The organism is Natronosalvus rutilus (genome assembly GCF_024204665.1).
GTDB classification, from domain to species: domain Archaea; phylum Halobacteriota; class Halobacteria; order Halobacteriales; family Natrialbaceae; genus Natronosalvus; species Natronosalvus rutilus.
The window spans coordinates 2,111,134-2,134,011 of record NZ_CP100355.1 but is presented as its reverse complement, the minus strand read 5'-3'; the positions used below and the strand labels follow the sequence as shown (position 1 = coordinate 2,134,011).

The 22,878-nt window shown below is 64.1% G+C and carries 19 protein-coding genes and 1 tRNA gene; 13 read left to right on the top strand and 7 right to left on the bottom strand.

Annotated elements, in window-relative coordinates:
* The first annotated feature begins 58 nt into the window (after positions 1–58).
* Positions 59–2,134 carry a hypothetical protein gene (locus tag NGM29_RS10200; RefSeq protein ID WP_254155985.1) on the top strand — a complete coding sequence of 692 codons (2,076 nt, stop codon included), beginning with the start codon at positions 59–61 and terminating at the stop codon, positions 2,132–2,134.
* A 248-nt stretch (positions 2,135–2,382) separates the two neighbouring features.
* Here NGM29_RS10200 and NGM29_RS10195 read toward each other — a convergent pair whose 3' ends face one another.
* From NGM29_RS10195 to NGM29_RS10180, 4 genes are read right to left on the bottom strand one after another with little or no spacing between them, the layout of a single operon-like run.
* Positions 2,383–3,330, bottom strand: coding sequence for an amino acid ABC transporter permease (locus NGM29_RS10195; protein ID WP_254155983.1), 948 nt, complete (start codon positions 3,328–3,330; stop codon positions 2,383–2,385).
* Positions 3,327–4,058: an amino acid ABC transporter ATP-binding protein gene (locus NGM29_RS10190; RefSeq protein WP_305882359.1), complete on the bottom strand. Its 732-nt coding sequence runs from the start codon at positions 4,056–4,058 to the stop codon at positions 3,327–3,329. Before NGM29_RS10190 ends, NGM29_RS10195 begins: the two co-directional genes overlap by 4 nt.
* 4 nt (positions 4,059–4,062) lie before the next feature.
* The gene (locus NGM29_RS10185) at positions 4,063–4,779 is read right to left on the bottom strand and encodes an amino acid ABC transporter permease (RefSeq protein ID WP_254155981.1); all 717 of its coding nucleotides are present in this window, start codon (positions 4,777–4,779) and stop codon (positions 4,063–4,065) included.
* A gap of 6 nt (positions 4,780–4,785) precedes the next feature.
* Positions 4,786–5,574 carry a basic amino acid ABC transporter substrate-binding protein gene (locus tag NGM29_RS10180; RefSeq protein WP_254155979.1) on the bottom strand — a complete coding sequence of 263 codons (789 nt, stop codon included), beginning with the start codon at positions 5,572–5,574 and terminating at the stop codon, positions 4,786–4,788.
* A 365-nt stretch (positions 5,575–5,939) separates the two neighbouring features.
* Between NGM29_RS10180 and NGM29_RS10175 the strand changes: the two genes are divergently transcribed.
* The gene (locus NGM29_RS10175) at positions 5,940–6,680 is read left to right on the top strand and encodes a glycosyltransferase family 2 protein (protein ID WP_254155977.1); all 741 of its coding nucleotides are present in this window, start codon (positions 5,940–5,942) and stop codon (positions 6,678–6,680) included.
* A gap of 419 nt (positions 6,681–7,099) precedes the next feature.
* Here the strand turns inward: NGM29_RS10175 and NGM29_RS10170 are convergent, their stop codons facing one another.
* Positions 7,100–9,355 (bottom strand): NADP-dependent malic enzyme, encoded by a 2,256-nt coding sequence (locus NGM29_RS10170; RefSeq protein WP_254155975.1) that lies wholly within the window; start codon positions 9,353–9,355, stop codon positions 7,100–7,102.
* A 127-nt stretch (positions 9,356–9,482) separates the two neighbouring features.
* Between NGM29_RS10170 and NGM29_RS10165 the strand changes: the two genes are divergently transcribed.
* Positions 9,483–9,977, top strand: coding sequence for a phosphopantetheine adenylyltransferase (locus NGM29_RS10165; RefSeq protein WP_254155973.1), 495 nt, complete (start codon positions 9,483–9,485; stop codon positions 9,975–9,977).
* Positions 9,978–10,340: 363 nt separating this feature from the next.
* Positions 10,341–14,483, top strand: a complete 4,143-nt coding sequence (locus NGM29_RS10160) for a glucodextranase DOMON-like domain-containing protein (protein ID WP_254155971.1) — start codon at positions 10,341–10,343, stop codon at positions 14,481–14,483.
* Between the two features lie 424 nt (positions 14,484–14,907).
* On the opposite strand, the gene NGM29_RS10155 is transcribed toward NGM29_RS10160, so the two are convergent.
* A complete protein-coding gene (locus NGM29_RS10155; protein ID WP_254155969.1) occupies positions 14,908–15,216 on the bottom strand; it encodes a cyclin family protein in 309 nt (102 codons plus the stop codon).
* Between the two features lie 258 nt (positions 15,217–15,474).
* Here NGM29_RS10155 and NGM29_RS10150 point away from each other — a divergent pair, with 258 nt between their 5' ends.
* Both NGM29_RS10150 and NGM29_RS10145 read left to right on the top strand, forming a co-directional pair.
* Positions 15,475–15,645 (top strand): hypothetical protein, encoded by a 171-nt coding sequence (locus NGM29_RS10150; protein WP_253434770.1) that lies wholly within the window; start codon positions 15,475–15,477, stop codon positions 15,643–15,645.
* 47 nt (positions 15,646–15,692) lie between these two features.
* Positions 15,693–15,774 (top strand) — tRNA-Leu (locus tag NGM29_RS10145).
* A gap of 204 nt (positions 15,775–15,978) precedes the next feature.
* Here NGM29_RS10145 and NGM29_RS10140 read toward each other — a convergent pair.
* Complete coding sequence (locus NGM29_RS10140; RefSeq protein ID WP_254155967.1) at positions 15,979–16,155, bottom strand: hypothetical protein; 177 nt, start codon at positions 16,153–16,155, stop codon at positions 15,979–15,981.
* A gap of 23 nt (positions 16,156–16,178) precedes the next feature.
* Between NGM29_RS10140 and NGM29_RS10135 the strand changes: the two genes are divergently transcribed.
* From NGM29_RS10135 to NGM29_RS10105, 7 genes are all read left to right on the top strand, one after another.
* Positions 16,179–16,445: a hypothetical protein gene (locus tag NGM29_RS10135; RefSeq protein ID WP_254155965.1), complete on the top strand. Its 267-nt coding sequence runs from the start codon at positions 16,179–16,181 to the stop codon at positions 16,443–16,445.
* A 1,135-nt stretch (positions 16,446–17,580) separates the two neighbouring features.
* Entirely contained in the window at positions 17,581–17,943 is a 363-nt protein-coding gene (locus NGM29_RS10130; protein WP_254155964.1) for a hypothetical protein, read from the top strand.
* A 183-nt stretch (positions 17,944–18,126) separates the two neighbouring features.
* Entirely contained in the window at positions 18,127–19,281 is a 1,155-nt protein-coding gene (sucC, locus tag NGM29_RS10125; protein ID WP_254155963.1) for an ADP-forming succinate--CoA ligase subunit beta, read from the top strand.
* Positions 19,278–20,147, top strand: coding sequence for a succinate--CoA ligase subunit alpha (gene sucD, locus NGM29_RS10120; RefSeq protein WP_254155962.1), 870 nt, complete (start codon positions 19,278–19,280; stop codon positions 20,145–20,147). The genes sucC and sucD overlap by 4 nt, the downstream gene beginning before the upstream one ends.
* Positions 20,148–20,309: 162 nt before the next feature.
* The gene (locus NGM29_RS10115) at positions 20,310–21,152 is read left to right on the top strand and encodes an RAD55 family ATPase (protein ID WP_254155961.1); all 843 of its coding nucleotides are present in this window, start codon (positions 20,310–20,312) and stop codon (positions 21,150–21,152) included.
* A 175-nt stretch (positions 21,153–21,327) separates the two neighbouring features.
* Complete coding sequence (locus tag NGM29_RS10110) at positions 21,328–22,284, top strand: hypothetical protein (protein ID WP_254155960.1); 957 nt, start codon at positions 21,328–21,330, stop codon at positions 22,282–22,284.
* Positions 22,281–22,835: a DUF8135 domain-containing protein gene (locus NGM29_RS10105; protein ID WP_254155958.1), complete on the top strand. Its 555-nt coding sequence runs from the start codon at positions 22,281–22,283 to the stop codon at positions 22,833–22,835. Before NGM29_RS10110 ends, NGM29_RS10105 begins: the two co-directional genes overlap by 4 nt.
* Positions 22,836–22,878: the final 43 nt, after the last annotated feature.

Sequence of the window (22,878 nt, the reverse complement as noted above, 5' to 3'; positions counted from 1 at the left end):
CGTGCCGGACGATACGTGTGGATGGACTGCCGTCATCAGGACCTGCAGTTGATGACGAATGAGCAAAGACACCGATCTGTCGATCGACCGACGGACAGTACTCGGGACAGTTGCGAGCGGGGCGGCCGCGTCACTGGCGGGCTGTTCACTGTTCGAACGGAGCGCTGATAACGCAACCTCGAACCTCGACGACGAACGGGCGCGCTCACTCGCCGAACGGTTCGCACCGACGGTGTACTTCGACCGCCACGAGCAGTGGTTCCCGACAGACCCCCGACGATACGAGAGCGAGCGGGATGGCGAATTCGCCGTGGATGGATTCGACGCCTTCGACGGGTATGTGAAGCGTCGGAACGATGGTGACGGACGAAAACCGCCTGACCCAACAGTGTTCTACCACGCCGTCGAGTACGACGATTCGCCGCTGGTAGTCGTTCAGTTCTGGTGTTACTCCGTCTTCGATCAGTTCACTACGAACTTCCATTGGCACGACTGGGAGGTCCTGCAGGTGTTCGTCGACACCGACACCGACGAACCGCAACTGTACGTCGCCAGTTCCCACTCCCGATCGGTGCCGAACAACGAGTTCCTCGACCCCGACCCCGAACAGCGACCGCGGATCCTCTCGGAACTCGGTTCGCACTCTAGTGCCCTCTCGATCAACGCCGACGCCGAACACTTCCAGCGGTTTCCCATAGACGACGACGTAGCCGACATCACCAATAGCGTCGTCGAGAGCCTCGAGGACGTCGCGGCAATTCCGCTGGCTTACGGCCTCCCGCGCGACGAGGGGTTGGCGCTCCCGTTTGCGGTCCCCGAACTCGAGGGCGAACCGATCTACGAACACGAGCGGCTTCCGTCAGTCGACGCCTCGGATCTCGTTCCCGACGAGTTGACCGTCCGCTCGTTCGACACGCTCCAGTCGCCGCCGACAGACCTTCCGGGCCGAGAGTCAGGCTACCGTTTCGAGTACCGGGGACGTGAGGGGGCAGACCCCGACGTAGCGTACGAACTGGTCCCGACGGCCGAACTCGAACACATCGAGGAATTCACGGGGCCGCAACTGAGCTTCGAGTTCGCCATTCCGGAGTTCGCGGAGGACGCCATGGCCGGCCACCTCACGACGACCGGCGTCCCCTGGAAAGGGGCCCGGTACGACGAACCAGCAAGCGACATCACCGAAATTAGACACCGTCAGGCGCTTTCAGATCGATACGACGCTATCAGTGACCCCTCGCCAGTCAACCAGATCGTCGCCGGCATCACGAACGTGGTGGCTTCCGACGACGCCCCAGAAGACGAAGGGCTGACCACCGAATCCTCGACGATCGAGATGCTCGCACTGCTCCAGAGCGACCCCGAAGCGGTACCGACGTTCCAGGGAATCGCCGTCCTCCAGGACGTCCCCGAGGGCGAGCACACCCTGACGATAAACGGCGCTGGCGTCGCTCCCCACAGCGAGACGATCACAGTCTCCGACGACGGCGACACAACGATCGCCGGCGTCAACGGCGAAATCCCCACCGTGGCCCGCGAGAACGCCACGAAACTCGAGATCGATCCCGACGACGCCGACAGCAACCTCACCACCCTCGCGGTCGAGGACGACTTCGCCGGACGGCTGTACGACGCCCCGCTGTCCGGCCCCGACGCGGTGTACGTCCACCGCGGCGGAGCATTCACGACCGAAATTCGCGACAGCGACGGCGAGGTCGGCGCGTTCCGCGTCAACCCCGGCGATGAGGAACGAGTGCACATCGACGAGCCGCGGACGGGCAAGACCCCCCTTGCAACCTACCTCGCGGACCTCGCCGAGGAGACCCGTGTCGGTGTGGCGACCGACGACTCGGACGCATCCGACGACCAGGGCCGGGAAAATGCGATTCAGGGACTTTCGCAAGCGCTCGAGGCCGTCGTGGACGCCGCCCGCCGAGCCGCAACGCGCGCCGAGTCGGGCGATCGGGGCGGTGCGAACCGGAGTCTCGACGCGGTGGCGACCCGCCTGGAAACCGTCGAAGCGCGGCTGGTGGAGGCCAGCGATTCGCTTCCGCCGACACGGGTCCGCGCGACCGAACGCCGCCTTGAGCAGGCCAAACGTCGGTCCGCTCAGGCGCGCGAGGCCCAGAAGCTCTGAGTCGATCGACTGTCCGAACGGAGCGGAGCGGACTGCTTTCGAAATTCCAGGGAGTCGATCTGCCTTCGATGCGGACGACTCGTCTCTATTCACGTTGGGCCCGCGTAGCCAAAAACCTCGAGGAAATCGGTGGCCTCGGCACTCATAGGGCTCGTCACCACCGGGTGCCGAGTCCGGTTCGGAGCGAGTACGTCGTCATCGGCCGCTCGAGCCTACGCCCTCCGTCCAAAAATCAGTTCTCGTTCGCTCTAGTCCCGTCCCGATGCCGTCCCCAGTCCCGGAATCGCAACCGTTCGCTCGAGGCGGGCCATCGCGAGCGACGTCGTGAGCACCAGCGCGAGGTAAAACAGCGCGACGACGATGTAGATGTTGGTGAACTGGAACGTATCCGAGCCGATGTTCCTGGCCTGGCGAAACAGTTCAGGGACGGTGATGAACGCCGCCAGGGAAGAGTACTTGATGAGGTAGATGAACTCGTTGGTCCAGCCCGGAATCGCGAACCGGAGTCCCTGTGGGAGGACGACGTGACGGATGCCCTCCGTCCTCGAGAGGCCGACGGCTCTGGCCGCCGTGAGCTGTCCGGGGTCGACCGACTGCAGGGCCGCCCGGATGTACTCGGCCTGGTAGGCCGAGGAGTTGATCGTGAAGCCGACGATGGCGACGAAGATGGCGGCCCGCGGAATCCCACCCTGGCCGACGAAGCCGATCGAGTCGAATGCGCTCGCCAGCGGCAAGCCGAAGTAGAGGAAGAAGAGCTGGGCGAGCAGGGGCGTCCCGCGGATGAGTTCGGTGTAGGCCAGCGAGACCCGGCTGAGGATCGGGCCGCCGTACGTTCGCGCGACGGCGAGGGGGACGGCGATCACCAGGCCGAAGAGCATCGAGAGGACCGTCAGGTAGACGGTGATGAACGCACCTGCCGCCAGCGACGGCGCCGACTCGATCGCCAGGCTCACGAGGTCGAACGATTCGAACGGCTCGAGGGGGAGCCAGGGCTCGCGCTGGCTGACTCCCTGCTCCGAACGGATCAGGTCCGGGAACCCGACGGCGGTGAACAGGCTGTCGAGCCACGCGTTGTGGTAGGCCCAGCGGGCGAGCAACCACGTCCAGAAGACGATCCCGATGGCGCCGACGACGAGCCGTCGCCGACCGGGGAGGGTGTCGACCGCCGAGCCGCGAGCCTCCTCGAGCGTGCTCATCGGTGGACGGTGAGGTCGCCGAGGAAGGCGGCGGTGCGATCGTGTTCCGGGTCGTCGAACAGCGCCTCGGGCGGGCCGCGCTCGACGATCCGTCCTTCGTCCAGGAACGTCAGCGTCGTGGCGGCCGAGCGGGCGAAACCCATCTCGTGGGTGACACAGAGCATGGTCATCCCCTCGTCGGCGAGGTCTTTCATGACCGCGAGCACCTCGCCGATGAGTTCGGGGTCAAGTGCACTGGTCGGCTCGTCGAAGAGGATGAGTTCGGGGTCCATCGCGAGCGCACGAGCGATGCCGACGCGCTGTTGCTGGCCGCCCGACAGCTCGGCGGGGTAGGAGTCGGCCTGGGGCTCGAGTCCGACGCGCTCGAGGTAGTCCATGGCTCTGGCGTCGGCTTCCTCGCTCGAGAGCCCGAGGACCTCCTCGAGCCCGAGGGTGATGTTGCCTCGCGCCGTCCGGTGGGCGAAGAGGCTGAAGTCCTGGAAGACCATGCCGACGCGCCGCCGGAGGTCGTTCTCGTCGATGTCGTGGATTTCGACGTCGTCGAGGTAGATGGCGCCGTCGTCGATCTCGGTGAGTCGGTTTACACACCGGAGCAGGGTCGACTTCCCCGACCCGCTGGGGCCGACGATCACTTCGACGTCCTGGGACTCCATCTCGAAGCTGACGTCGTGCAGTACCTCCTCGTCGCCGTAGGATTTGTCGACGTGGTCGACGCGTAACAGACTCATAGGCTCAGTCGTTTCCTCCGGGAATCGCGTAGCGGTCGTGCAAGCGGTCGAGCGAGCGGTTCGTCACGAACGTCAACACGAAGTAGATCAGGCTGATGGCGATGATGACCTCCATGACGGCCGTGTCGCGTCCGGGCCGGAGGTAGAGTTGCTCCGCGCGGGTGAGCAACTCCGCGAGCCCGATGGCGAAGGCGACGCTCGTGTCCTTGAGGACGATCGTAAACTCGTTCTGGAAGCCGGGAATCGATCGGCGGACCGCCTGCGGGAAGATCACGTGACGAATCGCCCCTATTTTCGTCATCCCGACCGACCGTGCGGCTTCCATCTGGCCCTCGCTGATCGACTGGATCGCGCCTCTGAACACCTGCGCCTGGTAGGCGCCGCTTCGAAGGCCGAGCGCGAGCGTCGCGGCGATAAACGCCTCCAGGCCTACGTCGAGCCCCGGAATCGTCCCGAGTCGAGGGATCGGCAACCCGAAGTAAAAGAGGACGATCAAAACGACGATGGGGGTCCCCCGGAGGACGACGCCGACGGTGCTCACCGTCTCCCGGAGCCAGCCCGAGCCGTATACCTCTACGGCGCCCGCCGGGAATCCCGACAGGAAGCCGAGCGTGAGGCTCGTGACCGTGAGCAAGATCGTAACGATCGTGCCCAGGAGGAGAAAATCCCAGCTCGAGGCGACGAACTGCCAGTCGCTCGCCTGCAAGACGACGGGGTCCATTTGTCGTTACTCGAACCAGGTTTCGATGAGATCCTCGTAGGTGCCGTCGTCTCGAATCTCCCCGAGCGCGTCGTTGATGTCGCCGAGGCGGTCGTCGTCCTGGCGCATACCGAACCCGAACACCTCGCCGGTTTCGATCTCGAACGCGACTTCGACGTCCCGCCCGGACGCGAAGTTCTGTGCGACGGGGATGTCGATGATGATTGCGTCGACGTTCCCGTTCTCGAGGTCCTCGACTGCCAGCGGGTAGTTGTCGTACTGGCGGAGGTCGTCTTCCTCGAGGATGCCCTCTTCGACGAGTGCCTCGGCTTCGTCCAGACCGGTCGTTCCGCCCTGTGCGCCCACGATGAGGCCCTCGAGGTCTTCGACCGCGCTCGCGTCGACGTCACTGCCGGCGGCGACGAGCACGGCCTGGTCGGACTCGTAGTAGGGGTCCGAGAACGCGATCGCTTCCTGGCGCTCCTCGTTGATCGTCATCCCGGCGGCGATGAAGTCGATGTTCCCCTCCGTGAGCGACGGAATCAGCGAGTCGAACTCGGTGTCGGTCCAGTCGCCGACCTCGTAGCCGGCCCGGTCGATGGTTTCCTCGGCGAGGTCGATGTCGAATCCGACGAGTTCGTCGTCCTCGTTGATGAACTCGAACGGTGCGAATCCAGATGCGGTGCCAGGGACGATCACGTCCTCGTCCCCACCACCGAGAACGTCGCCGAGGCAGCCGGCGACGCCGGCGGTCGCCCCGGCCGCGCCGACAGTCTTCAGGTACGCACGGCGATCCATGTCGAATCTGCGAGTCATACCCGTGAACTCGCAAGACTGACGTTTTAACGTTTCGCACGAGAGGCGCAAATCGGCGCTCTCGGGACCCTCGAGAGTGGCTCGCGGCAAATATTGTGCGCAACTTATCAATACACTATCCGATTACTACCCGATCACTACTTGACCACTCTCCGATCACAACCGGAGAACACCGTGACACCGTCTCTCGATCCGAACGTCGACCTGGATAGATGACCCGAACGTCGATCTGGGCCGACGACCTGAACCGACGGTCGAACGAAGAGCCGACAGTATAAGTCAGTGCCTCGAGACCTGGGTCGTAGATGCGACGTTCGAGGCGGCGGTCGACGGGGTTGCACACTATAGACGACCGGAGACGCGAGATGCGTGCAGACGGCGGTGACGAGCCCGAACGTACCGACGCGGACGACCGTACTGACGGCCAACGCGCCAGACACGCCGACCGCTCGAGTCGACCCCTGGTGAGCTTCGTCGTCCCCGCGCGAAACGAGGCCGAGTACATCCGGGGGGCCCTCTCGAGCATCGAGGCTCTGGACACCGCCTACGACTACGAGGTGATCGTCGTGGACGGCGACTCGAGTGACACCACTCGAGACGTCGCCCGCGAGTACGACGTGACGGTCGTCTCCGCCCCGGCCGACGGAATCGCGGCGGGGCGAAACCGCGGCGCACGCCAGGCCGAGGGCGAGTGGCTCGCCTTCGTCGACGCCGACACCGAGGTTCGTGCCTCGTACCTGACCCGGATGCTCGGGTTCGTCGAGGCCGAGGGGCTCGCTGCGGCCTCCTCGCGCTGTCGGGTGACCGGCCCCCTCCGGGCGAAGTGCATGGAAGCGACGATCAACTATGCGTTCCCGCGGCTCGAGCGGCCGGTCCTGCCGGGGTTCAACACGTTCGTCCACCGCAACGCGTTCGAGGCGGTCGGCGGCTTTCCGCCGGTCGCCAACGAGGACACGGCGTTCAGTCGGGCGCTCGCGCGCTCGTTTCCGACGGGGTACTGTCCACGAGTGCTGGTCGAGACGTCGGGTCGACGGATCGCGGCGACCGGTCTGACGGGCACGCTCTGGCACTACGTGAGACTCGACGTCGGCCGCGTGTTTGGATGACCTGCGTAGAGTGAACGGTGCTACTCGACGTGTGGCCCCCGGTCAGGAGACGGCGAACTGCCGAATCGAGCATCGAACTCGGACAATCGGATCTACGGGCTGAAATCCAGGACGTAGCGCCGTATAAACGGGTGCTTGAATATGACAGGTCAACGTTCTTTGTGTCTGTCGGTGACTTTCAAATTGGTCTGAAACCTCGAGCGCGAGAGGACACAGACCGCTTGGAATTCACCCGTTGACGATCGAATCTGGCCACCTCTCCCACCCTCCCCCTCCCGAGGTGGCCACTCTCACTCCTCACTGGCACTTGGAACCTGGCACCGGCTTCGAGTGGCTAGTCGTCCGAGAGTCGCACCCTGGCGGTTGGCAATCCAGAGTTGGAAGTCAAAAATTGAAACTACCGAACACCAGTACGCCCGTTACTCCGACTGGGCGTCGACGACCGCCACGCCCGCCAGATTGACGATGTCTTTGACCTCGTCGCCCCGCTGGAGCACGTGGACCGGCTTGTCCATCCCGACGAGCATCGGCCCGATGGCCTCCGCACCGCCGAGGCGCTGGAGGAGTTTGTAGCCGATGTTGCCCGACTCGAGGTTCGGGAAGACGAGCACGTTCGCCGGGGACTCGAGGTCGGAGAACTCGTAGGTGCCCGTCAAGATGTCCTCCACGACGGCCGTGTCGGCCTGCATCTCGCCGTCGACGGGGAAGTCGACCTCGGGGTCGCCCTGGAGCATCGCGGCGGCGCGACGCGGTTTTCGCGTCCCCTCGTTGTCGACGCTTCCGAAGTTGGAGTACGAGAGCAGGGCCGCTCGCGGCTCGACGTTGAATCGGCGGGCGAGTTTCGCGGTCTGTTTCGTGACCTCCGCGAGCACCTCTTCGTCGGGGTCCTGATTCACGGTGGCGTCGGCACAGAAGACGATCCGGTTCTTGAACGTCATGAGATAGACGCCCGCAGCGTAGTCGACGTCGTCAGCGGTGCCGATGACCTGCAGCGGTGGCCGCAGCGCCGAGGGGTAGTGGTGGGTCAGGCCCGTGAGCAGGGCGTCAGCATCCCCTTCCTCGACCATCACGCTCCCGAAGTAGTTCGTGTCCCGGCGGATCAGTTCAGTCGCTTCCGAGCGCGTGATTCCCTTGCGCTGGCGCAGCTCGAACAGCCGTTCGGCGTACTCGTCGTAGGCCCCCGCGGTCGGATCCGCGACAGCAGGCGTAAAGTCAAGGCCGAGGTTCGCCGCCGTCCGGGCGATCGTGTCCTCCTCGCCGATGAGAACCGGGTTGGCGATCCCCTGCTCCTGGAGCTGGTAAGCCGCCCGGATCATCTTCTCGTCTTCGCCCTCTGCGAGCGCAACGCGCTTGGGGTCGCTCTTGGCCTTGTTGAGGACCACGCGCATCATCTCCCGGGACTTGCCGAGACGAGCCTCGAGTTGCTCCTCGTAGGCCTCGACGTCGATCTCGGTCCTGGCCGCACCGGAGTCCATCGCGGCCTGGGCGACGGCCGGCGCGACGCGGAACAGCACCCGCGGGTCGACCGGTTTGGGGATGATGTAGTCAGGACCGAACTGGATCGCCTCGTCGCCGTAGGCTTTGACGACCGCGTCGGGGACGTCCTGGCGGGCGAGGTCGGCGAGCGCCTCGGCTGCCGCAACCTTCATCGCCTCGTTGATCTCGGTCGCGCGAACGTCGAGGGCGCCGCGGAAGATGAACGGAAACCCGAGGACGTTGTTGACCTGGTTGGGGTAGTCCGAGCGTCCGGTGGCCATGATGACGTCGTCGTCGCGGGCGTCTTTGGCCTCCTGGTAGCCGATTTCGGGATCCGGATTCGCCATCGCGAAGATGATCGGATTGTCGCCCATCGACGCCACCATCTCCGGGGAGACGATGCCGCCGACCGAGAGGCCGACGAAGACGTCCGCGCCCTCGAGCGCGTCCGCCAGGTCGCCCTCGGGGACGTCGCGGGCGAACTCGCGCTTGTACTCGTTGACGTCGCCGGCGTCGGCTCGCGCCTGCGTGATGATTCCCGAGGAGTCACACATCTGGATGTTCTCTCGCTTCGCGCCCAGGGAAACGTAGAACCGGGCCGTCGAGAGCGCGCTCGCACCGGCGCCCGAGAAGACAATTTTCAGGTCCTCGAGGTCCTTGTCGGCGATTTCGGCGGCGTTGACGAGCGCGGCGCCGGAGATGATGGCCGTCCCGTGCTGGTCGTCGTGGAAGACGGGGACGTCCATCTCCTCGCGGAGGCGCTCCTCGATGGTGAAACACTCGGGTGCCTTGATGTCCTCGAGGTTGACGCCACCGAAGGTCGGTTCCATCATCTTGACGGCCTCGACGAACTTGTGGGGGTCGGCCTCGTCGAGTTCAATGTCGAAGACGTCGATGTCGGCGAAGCGCTTGAACAGAACGCCCTTGCCCTCCATGACGGGTTTCGAGGCCTGTGCGCCGATGTCGCCGAGGCCCAGTACCGCGGAGCCGTTCGAGACGACGCCAACGAGATTGCCCTTCGCCGTATAGGTGTAGGCGTCGGTTTCGTCCTCGTGGATCTCCATACACGGCGCGGCGACGCCCGGCGAGTACGCCAGCGAGAGGTCCCGCTGGGTGTTCGTCGGCTTCGTCGTCGAGATTTCGATCTTGCCCGGCGGCTCGCTCCGGTGATACTCCAGCGAGTCTTCGTCCAGTCCCATATCGGGGAGAGGAACGTGCAGTACAAAAAACGATGCGAAGCGGATGTTCGACGATCGTCGTATACCACTCCCGAGCGGGAATCGACGATTCGACCCTTTTATACGCGCCCCGCCAGTGACAACGGGTATGGACGTCGCGCTTGGTGGGACCTTCGACCCCGTTCACGATGGCCATCGACGGCTCTTCGAACGGGCGTTCGAACTCGGGGACGTGACCGTCGGGCTGACCAGCAACGAACTTGCACCGAAGACCCGACACGTCGACCGGTACGTCCGCCCCTACGACGAGCGAAAGCGCGACCTCGAGGCCGAACTCGAGACGCTCGCCGAGAAACACGACCGCGAGTTCGAGGTCCGGACGCTCACCGAGCCGACGGGAATCGCGACAGAGGCCCAGTTCGACTACCTGATCGTCTCTCCAGAGACCGTCGAGGGTGGCAAGAAGATTAACGACCTACGCCGCGAGCGCGGCCACGATCCGCTGGAACTCGTGGTCGTCCCCCACGTCAGGGCCGAGGACGACGACATCATCTCGAGTACCCGCATCGTCAACGGCGAGATCGACGAACACGGGAATTTGACGCCCGAACGCGAGGGGCGGGAGTCCTCTCGGCCAGAGTAACGCGACGTACCGAGCGGATTCGACCAGTTTTCGTTCGGCGCCGAGACGCGACCTTGAGCGCCGTTCAGATTTTCGGCGGGATGCGAACGAGGTCTTCGAGCGGCGCGTCTGGCTATCACCGTCAGTATCGATCGAGAACCGTAACTCGACCGATCCCTCGAGCGGATCGACCGCCGCTATCTCGCGACGTACGGGTTTCCCCATCTCGTCGACGCGCCAATAGATGTCTCTAAGTGTGATGAATAATTACGCCCCACTTGCAACAGCCATCAGGCGCGATGACACGGCACACGGCCTCGAGTCGCACGCTCGAGCGACGGTCCGAACTCGCGCTCGCGGACACCACCGGACGATCCACCAACCATGAGCGACAATTCACGAGACGACGACTCGAGATCGCTGTACAGACGAACCGTCCTCGGCGGCGTTGCGGGACTCGGTGCCTACGGACTGACGGCCGGGTTGAGCGACTCGGTCGCGGCGAGCGCCCTGGAGGGCGTGACGGCGAGCGGCATCGACTCCTTTCACCCCGGCCACCCGCGCTTCGTCCAGGTCGGCGAGAAATTGTGGAACTCGGCGTTCGTCGGCCCGGAACTGATCGGTGGGCGAGACAACCTCGCCCCGCGGATTCCCAATGCCAGCCCAAATCCGGGGGGCTACACAGCCGAGGACTTCACCTGGTCGGTCGCCCAGCGTCCGGAGGGGAGCGAGGTCGAGCTCACCTACCAGTCGTCGCTCGATCCGGACCGGCCCCGGTACGACGAAGGGCGTGACAACGTCGCCGAATTCGAGGCCGACGTCCCCGGAACGTACGTTCTCGAACTCGAGGCGCCCGACGGCACCCACGAGTTGACCATCCACGCGTTCCCCGAATCAGAGGGCGGAGCGGGCGGCCAGCCCCGGATAGAACTCGAGGGACGCCACGAGGACGGCGAGTACGTCCTGGAGACGAACGCTCGACTCGCGCCGAACAGTCGGGCGACGCGGGCTGACCTCGAGGTCGTCTTCCTCGCGGACGACCGCGACGCGCTCGCAACCGAGGCCATCGAGGTCGAAGGACTGATCGGGCGAATTCCCGAGTCGGCCCTCGAAGGCGAGTCCGCTCGCGTTCACGCGGTCGCCTACGACGGCAACAGCTTGAGCACCCTCGATACGATCGAACTCGGACCCGACGGCGCGACCGCCCTGCCCAATCGCCCGCCCGAGTGGATGGCCGAGGGCGTCATGTACCAGATCTTCCCGCACTCGTGGGCAGGCGAACGCGGCGAGACGACGTTCGAGGATCTGATCGACGGCGTCGACTATCTCGCCGACCTGGGCGTCGACGCGGTCTGGCTGACGCCCGTCGTCCCCGCCGAGAGCGTCGACAAACTGTACGGCAACAACAACGACTCCGGCTTCCAGGAGGGGCCGCCCGGCGGCGGACCACACGGCTACGACACGAACGACTACTTCGGGATCGCCGAAGACCTCGTCCCGGACGGAATGGATCCCATCGAGGCCTACGCAGCGTTCGTCGACGCGTGTCACGAGCAGAACATCAAGGTCGTTTTCGACCTCGTGATCAACCACGCCGGGCGCGGCCACGCGTACTTCCAGGATACGATCGCCGAGCAGGGATCCGAACCGCCAGCACCGAGCTGGGAGTACCCACCCGTCGAGGCCTGGAACGAGGACTCGAAACACTTCGACTGGTGGGACCGCCTCGAGGCGCCGATCACCCACGACGGCGAGACAGTGGAGCCGGCCCCCAGTCCGACCGGCTTCTGGGGGCTCCGGGTCATGCCCAACTGGAACTACGACAACGTGGCGGTCCGCGAGCACATGCTCGCCGTCGCCGAGTTCTGGTCGGGCGAGGTCGGCGTCGACGGCTTCCGCTGTGACATCGCCTGGGGAGTCCCCCACAGCTTCTGGAAGGAGGTCCGCGAAGTCGTCCGGGCGAACGATAGCGAGTTCCTCATGCTCGACGAGACGATCCCGAAGGACCCCGCGTTCTCGGAAAACGAGTTCGACATGCACTTCGACACCGAGGGGTTCACGACGACGACCCACGACGTCGCCGGCGGGTTGGCCTCGCTCGCCGACCTCTACGACGACGTCAGGGCGCGAGCAGCGGAAGGGATTCCGGACCACTCGCTCGTCCTCAACGCCACCGAGAACCACGATGAGTTGCGCCTGCTCAACCAGACTGTGATCGACCAGGCGAACCCGAACCACGACGAAACCTCCGACGAGGAGTGGGAGCGCGGGGCCGCCCTCCAGCGCGCCTGCTGGTCCGCCGGCGTCACCCTCCCCGGCGTCCCCTTCGTCTACTACGGCCAGGAGCGCCAGATCAGCCGCTTCGGCGAGGGTCGACACATGGGCGAGGACGACCCTCGAGGCTACAACGACGACGGCTCGGTCAACAGCGGGGCCGACGTCCGCCCCGGTGGCCGTCAACGAGCGTTCATGAACTGGGATGCGTACGACGAGGACCACCTCGAGTTCTACCGGACACTCATCAGTACGTACCACGACCTCGACGTGCTGAAGAACGACGCCGACCTCGTCGGCGAGTGGCACGAGTCCGACGACCGCGTGCTCGTCTTCGGCCGCGACGCTAGCCACCTGGAGGACGTTACCGGGCCCGACCGCGTCGTCGTGATCGTCAACTTCGACCCCGAGGGGGCGGCGACCGTCGATTTACGTTCGGACGTGCACGCGACCGACATCGTCTCCGGCGCGGATCTGGAGGTCGAAGGCGAGGCCGACGACGAACGACGCACCGTCGAGGTCGACCAGGTCGCGATCCTCGAGACGCCGACGTTCTTCGCCGCGGGCGATCGCATCGCGAACCTCTCCGTCACCCCGGGAACCGACAAGGGCGGCAACGGTCGCTACCAGTACCCGACCGACGACCGGTTCACCGACGGCATCTTCGACCTGACGGCGTTCTCGGTCCACGACGGCGGCGACACCTACCAGTTCCGCGCGGCGGTCGGCGGCGACCTCGAGAATTACGACGGCTACGACGGCGGCTTCTCCGCCCAGCACCTCCAGTTGTACCTCAGCGACGGCTCCGACGACGGGACGGGGGAGATGCGCGAGGGCGTCAACGCGACCCTCGAGCGCCCCCACCAGTACCGGGTCGTCGTCGACGGCGAACACGGGACGCGACTCGAGGCCGCCGACGGGACGCGACTCGCTGAGGGTGACGTCGCCGCGAACCCGGCCGCCGACGAGATTCTCGTCGACGTGCCGAAGGCCGCGCTGGAGACGCCCCTCGAGGACCTGGACGTCGCAGTGGTGATGCTGGGCTACGATCCAAACGCGCCGGGGAACGTCATGCAGGCTGAGGCGGAGGCCACCGAGACGACCTTCGGCGGCGCGCAGAACGACTCCGCGCCCAACGCAATCGACGTGGTGACGCCGGCAGACGTCGACTGGTATCGGGGACTGGCTTACAGCGACGGGACGCGAGCGACGGTGCAGTACATTCCGCTCGTAACCACGCTCGAGCCAGTCGTTACGTTCGACGAACCCACCGGCGAGCCCTACGGACCGGGGACCTACGAGTACCCGACGAGCGACGACTTCTACGAGGGCGCCTGGGACATCGACGAACTGACCGTCTCGGCCTCGCGCGATTACGTCGAGTTCGCGTTCACGATGGCCAGTGAGATCCAGAACCCGTGGGGGCTGCCCCGCGGCTTCTCCCACCAGTTCTTCCAGGTGTACGTCTCCGATCCCGACGCCGATCTGGACGGAACCACGGAGGGCCGGACCGGACTGAACGCCGACACGGCCACCCCCTACCACTACCGCGTCGTCGTAAACGGCGAGTCGGTCAAGAGCGTCGAGTCGGCGGCCGGCGATTCCGTGACGTCGAACGTCGAGACGAACGTGGAGGGACGAACCGTCGCTGTCCGCGTTCCTGCCGACGCGATCGGCTGGGACGTCGAGGCCGAGGGCAGAATCGGTATCGCAGCACTCGTCGCCCCGTTCGACGGCTACGGGGACGGCGCGATTCGCGGCATTGCACCCGAGGCCGGCGAGTACGTCATCGGCGGCGGCACCGGCGAGAACGATCCGGCCGTGATGGACATGGTCACGCCCGAGGGCATGGACCGCGTCGAGGTTCTCTCGGAATCCGACGGTTCGGTGCCGCAACTTCCGTTCGTCACGCTCGGTGACGTCGACCTGCCCGAGGCCGGGGACGGGTCCTCGAGCGACGGGAGCGATGATGGCGACGGTGCCGGTGGCGCTGGAAACGGAGACGAGGGCGATGACAGTGACGGCGACGGCAGTGAGAGTGACGGAAACGGTGATACGGAGGGCGACGGCTCCGCTGGGGACGATAGCGACGACAGCGGTGGCAGCGATGGCAGCGACGACAGCGACGACAGCGGGAACGACGGATCAAAAGACGATGGACTCCCCGGATTCGGCGCCGTCGTCGGCACCGCAGGCGTCGCCGGGGGAACCGCACTGGCAGCGAAGCGACTCGCTCGCGAGGACGACGAATAACGCTCCACTACTCGCGTTTGCCGTCGACGTTCGAGGCCGGTGAGCGTGGTCGTCTCGAGCGCGAATCGTCGACGACACTCGGTGAGCGCATCGGGCGAAAACACGTCTCGGCGTCTCGAAAACCATCAGGAAACGGAACACTTTCGCCCGTGTAGCGGCCGCCTACCGGAACGACATCGGTGTTTTCCCGCTGGAACGATCCCGTGAATCGGGATTATCGACCATTACTCGGTGCGTCGAACGAAGCGCTCACGATCCGGCGATGATGGATCGCGAGGAGAGGAGGAGGCATTCGCAAGAGAAAGGCGCTCGGCTGACTCGCTCGAATCGGCGGCGATTTGCACTGACAATTGTGGTTCGACGCGTCTGCGCGTTCTCCCAGGTCCAGGTGAGTCACTCGCGTTGCGCTCGATCACCGAGCGGCCTACCACTTCGGCGGCTCGAGTCCGGCGCCGGCCAGCAGGTCCTTCCAGCGCTGTTGGATCGAGAGGCGGGAGACGTCTGCCGCGTCGGCGACGGCACACTGAGTGCGACCGTCGCCCGCGACGAGCGACCCGGCGTAGATGCTCGCCGCCAACACCGCCGGCTTCGATCGGTCGGCCTCGGGGACATTCGCGAGAAAGAGATCGGCGGCCGTCGAGCGAGCCTCGCCCGTCAGCTCGAGTCGATCCGCGGCCTGCTCGAGTTCCTCGAGCCACGGTTGGTGTTCGACGCGCGTATTGGCGCTGTACATGCTCGTTACAACGGATGGTTGCACCATAAACACACGGTTGGCAATCGCTCCCGTCGCGTCCCACCGTCGTTCACCTGTCGAGGACTGTGGCGGCGGCCGTGATTCTCATCGCAATAACGTGCTACGCCAGACAACGTCCAGCTACGAAACCCTAGGCTAACTGGCCGTTCGCCCGGGATTTCACTAGGTCACTCTTACTAAAGCGGTTCGGATTCGAAGCAAGGACCACGCACCCGGCGGGGGGTACGCGTCACCACAATGAACGAACCAACTTGCAAACTTGTCTGTACTGGCTGCGGGCTCGAGATGCCGTATCGAGACCGATCGCTGGCCGAGCAGGCAGCCGAACTCCACCAGTTGCGAGACGCCGAGCACATCACGTTCATCGTGCCGCCGGACTGGTCGCCAGAGGAACCGGTGACGCACTAGGACGGACCGATACTTTCTTAGCCGATTCGACGTGTATTCGAACTCGAGCGCGGGTAGCCAAGTGGTAACGGCGCAGCGCTTAGGACGCTGTCTCGTAGGAGTCCGCAGGTTCGAATCCTGTCCCGCGCACTCCTCAAATCCGTTGAGTCGTGCATTTTTCTTGGAGTGTCTGTGAGTACAAAAGCCCCTAATATATACGAAACCAGACCGAAAACACTAGAACGCTGTCCCGTAATGGAAACGACCGAACTCGAGCCTAATCGGACCATCCGGATCGTTCCCACTCCAAACGAGGATCCGCTGAGTGAGAAGCAACCTCAACGCGGCGATTACCTACGAGAACCCCGCGCCCGTATCCTCGAGTGACGCTCGAGAATCTCGAACCAACGGGCGGACGTAGTGGCGGACGGCGGTGTTCTCGACGATGACAAGGTCGACGATCTCGAGGAGTGCCCGGAGTGTGCGGCCCTGTCCGACCTTCCCTGCTGGCCCTGCTATCAGGTCGCACAAGCGAACCGAGAGGACTGACGGCTATGAACCTGATTCAATTAGTCCTGCTGTTAGTGGTCGTCAACGTAGCCGTTGCGACAGCCGTCTACCTGAAACAGGCCAACTCCGAGCACCCCGACCGCGATCCGTTTACGTGGTTCCTCATCGTGCTTCTATTCAGTCTACTCGGGTACCTGCTCTACGTCGCCCTCGCGCCGCCAGGTGGCCCGCTGTCTCATCCTATCACGAACGAGGACATAGAGGAGTGGAAGGCGCTCAAGGAGGCTGACGAGGAGCAGAGCCAGCGGTAGTTCATCGTTGATGGAACACCGCCATTGCTGAACTTCCAACGACAACCGACTGGGTTCTATACTGATCAGCACGGGCAGAGTAAATAACGAGCATAGTACCTCAATCAACGGTCGTCTTATCCGTCGAACAGAACGTTCATATTATCCCACAATAATATGTTTGTATGCTTTGGTATCGAGACGAAAACTCCTCCACTGGGCTGGTGTTCCTCTTGTTGTCGGGATAGGTGGTTGTACTACACTTGGAATTGGCTCATCAGAGGAACCTCGCTTATCGAAACTCGAAGTTGTAAATCACGATCTCGAGGCACACACAGTTTACGTGTTGATAGTCGAAGACGATGAGCCAGTGTATTGGAGGGCGATGGAAGTAGAGGCCGCCGATCCCGATACAGAACAGACTGGGGGTGGGTGGTTTGAGAATTATCCAACCGAGTCCGGCTCCTACGAACTCTATGCATGGCGAGACGATCAACCGCGATCGGACTGGCAACGGTTCGATTTCAGTGAGTATGACACCACTTGTGCTTGGGTTCTGATTCAAATTGGAAGTCTTGCCCCTGGTCAGGCCGGGGAAGTCGATTTGTGGTGGTCGTCCAGTTGCGATGATGAACAGTCACCTGATAACTGACTGTCCGAAGCCTCGCGGCACGGTATTCTCGAGGACGACCAGGTATTGACTTGTTATGCAGGGGAGAGCCGACCGCTCCCTTGTCAAGGGAGATCGGCCGCAGATGGAACACAGGCAGATAATGGCAACACAATGAACTAAATGGCGTTCTGAGGGGGTACAGTCGCTAACGCTGTCCCGTGAAATGTAATATACTATCAGAACCTTACTATAAAAACAGACGCTCCAAGAAGGACTGAACGGGGCAGAAATGGCCGCTAAAACGCGCTTGTGGCGCGTTTGGGCTTAGGACGCAGTCTCGTAGGAGTCCGCAGGTTCGAATCCTGTTCCACGCACAGTTTCGAAAAGCGCTGTGCTATCGACCGGAGGTCGTCCCGAACGGGAACGACGAGTCTCTCAAGGAAAACACGGCCGCAACCGAAGGGAACGGGAAACCAACGGAGAACTCGTCCAACGTGTAGTGTACCGAATAATTATGTCGCAAGACGGCCAATATTAACCACGATGAAGTACCAGAACCAACTGCCCCTCCTCCGGGCAGTGGCGACCGGGGTCGTCTTCGTTACCCTCGCTGCGCTCTACATCGATTTGTTTCACACAGGAAGCGTGTTACAGCCTGCAGGATACACTCGAGCACGAGCGATCCTGTTTGGATCGATCACGGGAGCCGCACTCCTGAGCGTCGCGGGAATCTTCCTTCGACGCTGGTACCTGTTGGCCGGTGGGATATTCGGGTTGCTGGTTTTCTCCTACGGATCAGTACTCTTCGTACTACTCGTCCCGGTAATTCTGCTACTCGTAGCGCTGTATTTCAAATCCCACGACGTGTATCGGGCTTCGACCGGCAAATCGCGGTACGCCAAGTGAGCTAGCGGCCTCCGATTCTCGATTTGGAAGGACGGCATCGAATTGGAACGCGGGCAGGCGACTCGAGCCGGGCCAGTGCGAACGATCCTTCGATCGAGGGGGGCGAGCGTCGAACTCCAGACTCGAGACTCGACGCAAACTCCCATGATTTAAGCAACGGCGCAACTGCGTATCGAGTGCGCAATGAAACTCCACGAGTACCAGGCGAAGCAGGTGTTCGCTGACGCCGGGGTTCCGACGCCAGAGTCGACGCTCGCGTCGGACGTCGACGGCGTCCTGGCGGCCGCCGACGAGATCGGCTATCCGGTCGCGATCAAGGCACAGGTTCAGGTCGGGGGCCGCGGCAAGGCCGGCGGGATCAAACTCGCCGAGGACGCCGACGAGGCCCGCGACGCGGCCGAATCAATCCTCGGGATGGACCTCAAGGGCTACCACGTCGACCGCGTGCTGGTCGAGGAAGCCGTCGACTTCGTCAACGAACTGTACGTCGGCGTGACGATGGACCGCGGGGAGGGCAAGCCCGTCGCCATGGTCTCGACGAAAGGCGGCGTCGACATCGAGCAGGTCGCCGAGGAGACGCCCGAAGCGATCGCTCGTGAACACGTCGATCCCGCGTTCGGCATGCACCCCTACCAGGCTCGCAAGGCCGTCTACGACGCGGATGTCGACGCGGACCTCGCCCTCGACGTCGCGGGCGTCCTGACGACGCTCTACGACCTCTGGGAGGACCGCGACGGGTCGGACGCCGAGATCAACCCGCTGATGGTCACCAGCGACGGCGAAGTCATCGCGGCCGACGCCGTGATGAACATCGACGAAGACGCCCTCTTCCGCCAGCCCGAGCTCGCGGAGATGGAAGACGAAGCCGCGAGCGGCGACGAACTCGAGCAGAAGGCAGACGAGTACGATTTCGACTACGTCCGACTCGAGGGCAACGTCGGGATCATCGGCAACGGTGCCGGTCTCGTGATGACGACGCTGGACCTCGTGGACCACTACGGCGGGAAGCCCGCGAACTTCCTCGACGTCGGCGGTGGCGCGAAGGCCGAGCGAATCGCCAACGCGCTGGACATGGTGTTCTCCGACGAGAACGTCGACTCGGTCGTGTTCAACATCTTCGGGGGCATCACCCGCGGCGACGAAGTCGCCAAAGGGATCAACGAGGCCCTCGGACAGTTCGACGAGATTCCGAAGCCGGTCGTCGTGCGACTGGCCGGAACGAACTGGGAGGAAGGCATGGAGATTCTGAACGAGGACCTCGTGACGGTCGAACAGACCCTCGAGGATGCAGTCCAGCGTGCCGTTGCCTACGCTGAGGACGAGGAGGGAGACCAATGAGCGTTTTAGTCGACGACGACACTCGCGTGGTTGTACAGGGAATCACCGGCGGCGAAGGGAAGTTCCACGCCGGACAGATGCTCGAGTACGGGACCAACGTGGTCGCCGGCGCCGTCCCCGGCAAGGGCGGCCAGGAGGTCCACGGCGTCCCGGTTTACGACACGGTCGACCAAGCCGTCGAGGAAGAAGACGCCGACGCCTCGGTCATCTTCGTCCCGCCTGCGTTCGCGGCGGACGCCATCTTCGAGGCTCTGGACACGGACCTCGACCTCGCGGTCGCGATCACCGAGGGCGTCCCGTCCCAGGACATGGCGAAGGTCAACAAGCGCCTGACCGAGACCGACACGCGGCTCATCGGGCCGAACTGTCCCGGCCTGATCACGCCCGGCGAGGCCAAACTCGGCATCCTTCCCGGCAACATCTTCGCCGAGGGTGACGTTGGGCTCGTTTCCCGCTCCGGAACGCTGACCTACCAGGTCGTCGACAGCCTCACCCAGCGCGGGATCGGCCAGACCACCGCCGTCGGTATCGGCGGCGACCCGATCATCGGCACCGACTTCGTCGACGCCCTCGAGCTGTTCGAGAACGACCCCGACACGAAGGCGATCGTCATGTGCGGCGAGATCGGTGGCGAGGACGAAGAGGAGGCCGCGGCGTACATCGACGAGCACGTCGAGACGCCAGTCGCGGGCTTCATCGCCGGTCGAACGGCCCCGCCAGGAAAGCGGATGGGCCACGCGGGCGCCATCGTCTCCGGGTCGGGTACCGGCACCGCAGAGAGCAAGATCGACGCGCTCAACGACGCGGGCGTCCCCGTCGGCGACACGCCCGAGGAAGTCGCCGATCACATCGAGAGCTTCCTCTAGAGCGCGAGTCGGTCGGATTTTCGATATTTCGTTGTTTCGTTTTTCGGCTTCAAGGCGACTCGAGACGAGGACGCGTTCGTTCACCGCGCGACTCTCAGCCGTCCGTCGAACGGACTCGAGCCTGCCACAACACGTAAGCGAGTCCCCTGCGACGCTGACCGTATGCAGCGGATGCCACTCGGTATCTCGCGGTTCGACGCGATGATCGGCGGCGGCGCACCGAGCGGAAGCGTCGTCTTGCTGGCGACCGAGGCGGGTGCGGGCGGCCGGGAGTTCTGTTACACGGCGACGGCCATGAACGGCCTCGCCAGGGCAGACGGCGACCAGTTCGAGTTCTACTACGGCGACCTCGAGCCTGGCGTCGCTCTCCCCGACAACGTCCACTACGTCTCCTTTTCGAGCGAGCGAGGCGCAATTGTCGATGAGATGACATTCGTCCTCGATGACAACCTCGTCGAGGCGGGGACGTCGGCCGTCTCGTTCGTCGACCTCTCGCAGGAGTTCTTCCAGTTGACGCCGGTGCCGACCGACTGGTACAGCGACACGCGAACCGACATCACGAACCTGGGCGACGGAACGAACCGACGGAACGTGCTCGAGGCGCTCGGCGAGTACCTTACCGAACACGCCCCCGGGAACCTGGTCGTCATCGACTCCGCGACGGACCTGCTCGCAGCCGCGGCCACCAGCGACCAGTTCTCCCAGAGCGATCTGACGATACTACTCAAGGGGCTCAAACGAGCGGCATACCGATGGGGCGGCATCGTCCTGTTGCTCGTCGACGTCGAAACGCTCACCGGGCAGGCGTTCGGTCAGCTCAAGGAAGCCGTCGACGGAACACTGCACTTCGAGTGGGAGAGCGGGGGCTCCGAACGGGATCGGACGCTGGTCGTGGAGGAGTTTCGAGGGGTGCTCTCGCGGCTCGAGGACGAGAACATCGTCCAGTTCGAAACCGAGATTCGCGACAGCGGATTCGACATCAGTAACGTGCGAAAGATTCGGTAGACTCCTCCCACCCCTCCCCCCACCAACCCCATATCCCCATCCCCTACCTCCATTCCTCGCCCTCCGCCCATCCACACCCATCAACCGAACACCACGTCGAGAGCCGATCTCCTGCACGTATCGAGCGCTGAAACCGACACAACCCCTAAGAGTGCGCCCGTCGAATCGAGTACGCATGGCGAGCGAGAACCACGAGGACGGGGCGGTCTCGTTCGCGTTACCGGCCGATGTGAACGATTGGATCGACGAGGAGGCCGACCGGCGGGGCGAGACTCGAGCGGCGTTCTGTCGACAGCTCCTGTCGGCGACGCACGCGGTCACCACCGACGATGCGGGATCCGACGGTGAAGGCCTCGACGAAGACCGGATCGAGCCCGGCGATTCCGTCGACTCTGAGACGCTCCAATCCGAACTCGAGGAGCAGCGAACCGAGTTCGTCGACCATGTGGAGGACGTTCGCGAGCGCGTCGTCCAGGTCAAGCGGGAGGCCGATGGGAAGGCCCCCGAGGAGCACGACCACGACGAGTACGCCGACCGATCGGCGGTCGAAGCACTCGACGAGGACCTCGAGACCGTGGCAGAGCGACTGTCAGCGTTCGAGGACCGGACCGACGCGCTCTCGAGCCTCGAAGCCGACCTCGAGGACCTCTCGAAGACGGTCGACTCGGGCTTCGAGAACTTCGAGGACGTCCTCGAGCACGTCCTGGAGACCACCGACGAACTCGAGCGACGGTCGACGACGCTGGCGACGGCGGTGCTCGACCTTCGCGAACGGCGAGACTTCCTCGCAGCTCAAGAGCGTCGCCGTTTGGAGGCCGAACGACTGCAGCGAGCGGCGAGTCGGCTCGGGATTCAGACGGCCACCTGTGCGGCGTGTTCGACGGCCGTTTCGATGGGGCTCCTGACCGAACCGACCTGCCCGCACTGTGACACCCAGTTCGCAGACGTCTCGAAGAAGCGTTCGTTCCTGGGATCGCACACGCTCGAGACGGGCGACCCGCCGGCCCTCGAGCCGGCAGCGCACGCGGCGGTCGACACCGACGAGACGGCGTCGGTCTTCGAGACGGTCGAGGCCGACGCGGAACCGTCGGACGACGACCGACGATCTGTGGATCGAGGTGAGAGCGAATGACCGACGACGGGAACGACGGCGATGAGACGAGTCCGGAGTCCGAGAACTCGGACTCGAGACCGGATCAAAACTCAGAACCGGACGAGGACTCGAGAGCCGTAGCATTCGACGAACGGGCCCTCGAATCCGACACCACTGACGAGGAACCGCCAGCGCTCGAGTCAGCCTCCCAGGAACCCGACGACCGTACGGACCCCCTCGGCGACCTCGCGGCGCGAGTCTCCGACCAGGCGACGTCCCCGCCGAAGCGGGACCCGGCCGTCGACGACCTGTTCGATCGGGAGGACGTCGCCGAAATCGATCGCGAGCGCCTCTGGGCGGAACTCGAGGACGAGTCCTCGGAGGTGTCGCCGGAACCATCCACCGAACGAGAGTATCGGACCGTACCGAAGCGAAGCTACTGTCACCAGTGTGAGTACTTTTCGGATCCACCCGCGGTCGCCTGCAACCACGAGGGCACGGAGATCCTCGAGATGCCCTCGATGGAGACGTATCGCGTCGTCGAATGTCCCGTCGTGCTCGAGGACGAGGCGCTCGAGGGGGATCGGTAATCGGTAGAGCATAGCCACTCACCGAGTCAGTGACAGTCGAGAA

What these genes read in the sequence shown, in the direction of transcription:
- NGM29_RS10165 (WP_254155973.1), top strand. Translation starts at nt 9,483, where the DNA reads ATGGACGTCGCGCTTGGTGGGACCTTCGACCCCGTTCACGATGGCCAT.
- NGM29_RS10190 (WP_305882359.1), bottom strand. Translation starts at nt 4,058, where the DNA reads ATGAGTCTGTTACGCGTCGACCACGTCGACAAATCCTACGGCGACGAG.
- NGM29_RS10200 (WP_254155985.1), top strand. Translation starts at nt 59, where the DNA reads ATGAGCAAAGACACCGATCTGTCGATCGACCGACGGACAGTACTCGGG.
- NGM29_RS10160 (WP_254155971.1), top strand. Translation starts at nt 10,341, where the DNA reads ATGAGCGACAATTCACGAGACGACGACTCGAGATCGCTGTACAGACGA.
- sucC (WP_254155963.1), top strand. Translation starts at nt 18,127, where the DNA reads ATGAAACTCCACGAGTACCAGGCGAAGCAGGTGTTCGCTGACGCCGGG.
- NGM29_RS10175 (WP_254155977.1), top strand. Translation starts at nt 5,940, where the DNA reads ATGCGTGCAGACGGCGGTGACGAGCCCGAACGTACCGACGCGGACGAC.
- NGM29_RS10180 (WP_254155979.1), bottom strand. Translation starts at nt 5,574, where the DNA reads ATGACTCGCAGATTCGACATGGATCGCCGTGCGTACCTGAAGACTGTC.
- NGM29_RS10130 (WP_254155964.1), top strand. Translation starts at nt 17,581, where the DNA reads ATGAAGTACCAGAACCAACTGCCCCTCCTCCGGGCAGTGGCGACCGGG.
- NGM29_RS10105 (WP_254155958.1), top strand. Translation starts at nt 22,281, where the DNA reads ATGACCGACGACGGGAACGACGGCGATGAGACGAGTCCGGAGTCCGAG.
- NGM29_RS10135 (WP_254155965.1), top strand. Translation starts at nt 16,179, where the DNA reads ATGAACCTGATTCAATTAGTCCTGCTGTTAGTGGTCGTCAACGTAGCC.
- NGM29_RS10155 (WP_254155969.1), bottom strand. Translation starts at nt 15,216, where the DNA reads ATGTACAGCGCCAATACGCGCGTCGAACACCAACCGTGGCTCGAGGAA.
- NGM29_RS10150 (WP_253434770.1), top strand. Translation starts at nt 15,475, where the DNA reads ATGAACGAACCAACTTGCAAACTTGTCTGTACTGGCTGCGGGCTCGAG.
- NGM29_RS10115 (WP_254155961.1), top strand. Translation starts at nt 20,310, where the DNA reads ATGCAGCGGATGCCACTCGGTATCTCGCGGTTCGACGCGATGATCGGC.
- NGM29_RS10170 (WP_254155975.1), bottom strand. Translation starts at nt 9,355, where the DNA reads ATGGGACTGGACGAAGACTCGCTGGAGTATCACCGGAGCGAGCCGCCG.
- NGM29_RS10110 (WP_254155960.1), top strand. Translation starts at nt 21,328, where the DNA reads ATGGCGAGCGAGAACCACGAGGACGGGGCGGTCTCGTTCGCGTTACCG.
- NGM29_RS10195 (WP_254155983.1), bottom strand. Translation starts at nt 3,330, where the DNA reads ATGAGCACGCTCGAGGAGGCTCGCGGCTCGGCGGTCGACACCCTCCCC.
- NGM29_RS10185 (WP_254155981.1), bottom strand. Translation starts at nt 4,779, where the DNA reads ATGGACCCCGTCGTCTTGCAGGCGAGCGACTGGCAGTTCGTCGCCTCG.
- sucD (WP_254155962.1), top strand. Translation starts at nt 19,278, where the DNA reads ATGAGCGTTTTAGTCGACGACGACACTCGCGTGGTTGTACAGGGAATC.